At 58.8% G+C, this 1,428-nt stretch carries 2 protein-coding genes; both read right to left on the bottom strand.

Going from position 1 to position 1,428, the window contains the following annotated elements:
- On the bottom strand, positions 1-1,160 hold a 1,160-nt coding region (locus CXY72_RS00050; RefSeq protein WP_104125715.1), incomplete at its 3' end, for an ABC transporter permease.
- Position 1,161: 1 nt separating this feature from the next.
- A partial coding sequence (locus tag CXY72_RS00045) for a DUF4162 domain-containing protein (protein WP_146070959.1) occupies positions 1,162-1,428 on the bottom strand: 267 nt, incomplete at its 5' end.

Genomic DNA, 1,428 nt, shown 5'->3' with positions numbered 1-1,428 from the left:
TACCGGAACAGTCGCACGGCGAGCTGCAGCACGATAGTGCTTAGTAGGAACAGTTCCGTGATGACGATGGCGGCTTCCCAGCCGGCGAGAGAACCAAACGCGTTACGAAGCATCGCGGTGATCGGCGCCGAATACGGGAAGTATGTGAACACCTGCACGACGGGGTTGCTCGGGTCCGACAGGACTAGCGAGAGGGCGTAGAGCGGGACGATCATCAAGACAATCAATGCGGAGAACCAGCTGCCCGCGTCTTTCGCGGTGGGCATGACCGCTCCGATCGCGACCAACGTGCCCGTGAACAAAGCGAACCCGCCCAGAGCCAGCAGTGCGCCGATGATCATCTGCATAGGATCGAAAGTGAAGCTGGACAGGTCAATTTCCGGCAGGTTCAGCGACGTGCGGAAGAATACGTAAGCCACCAGTACCGGTACTAGGAACACGAGCACCTGAACAAACCCGACGATGAAGAGGGAAATGATTTTGCCGCTGATCAGTGCGGTGGGATTCAACGTGATGAGGATCATCTCCGTGACCCGGTTTTCCTTCTCTTCCAGGGTGCTGGTGAGCATTTGGTTGGAGAGCAGCATGAAGACGAGGAAGAAAATGGCCACGAAGATCAGCGGCGGGATCATGCCCATGAATCCGGCTGTTTCTTCCCCGTCGGTGAAGGTGGTCGTGGTCACGGAGACGTTGCCCTGGGCCAGTACTGTTAGTGCGGGGTCCCCGATCTGGTCCTGAGCGCTGATACTGAGGACCTGGGTCGCGACACCGTCGTATTCGCCATTGCCAAAGAGGCCCTTATCAACCCCATACACCTGAGTGGGCGTCTTGGCCGGGTCTGCCGGATACACGAAATGCGCATCCTCATCCCCGGACGTGACTGCAGCGATCGCCACCGCATCATCGGTGACAGCCGCGCCGCCCAAGGCCGCAGCCACGGCGGGGTCGACGTACCCGGACGCGTCGCTGTAGGTGAAGGTAAGTTTCGTGTCGGCCTGGGCGTCGATAGTGCTCGCGGCCGTCGAGTTTCCCAGGCTTACCAGAGCAATGACGATGCCGATCGCGATCGGGACCAACAAAGTGATGAACCAGAACTTTCTCCTGCCCAGAGTGCGGCCGACTTCGAAGCTGATGACTGTACGGAGGTTGTTTCGTCCCATTTCAGACACCGGCCATTTCGCTCTGCGCGCCATACACCCTCACGAAGATCTCCTCGAGTGAGAGCTTGCTCGTCGTGAAGCTGCGGACCAGGACTCCCGCGTCCACGAGGTCATGCAAAATCAGGGCCTCGTCAACGGTGTTGGTGCCGGTGAGGGTGAGGGTCAATTCGGCATAGTTGCGGTCGCGGAGACTGATGTCGTAATACGGTGACTCCGGTATTTCACCGGAGTAACCGATGCGGATCATGGTCCCGCCGTACTGATTCTG

It is taken from the genome of Cryobacterium sp. Y57 (assembly GCF_002929505.1).
In the GTDB taxonomy this organism is placed as follows: domain Bacteria; phylum Actinomycetota; class Actinomycetes; order Actinomycetales; family Microbacteriaceae; genus Cryobacterium.
This window is presented reverse-complemented; position numbering and strand designations above follow the sequence as displayed.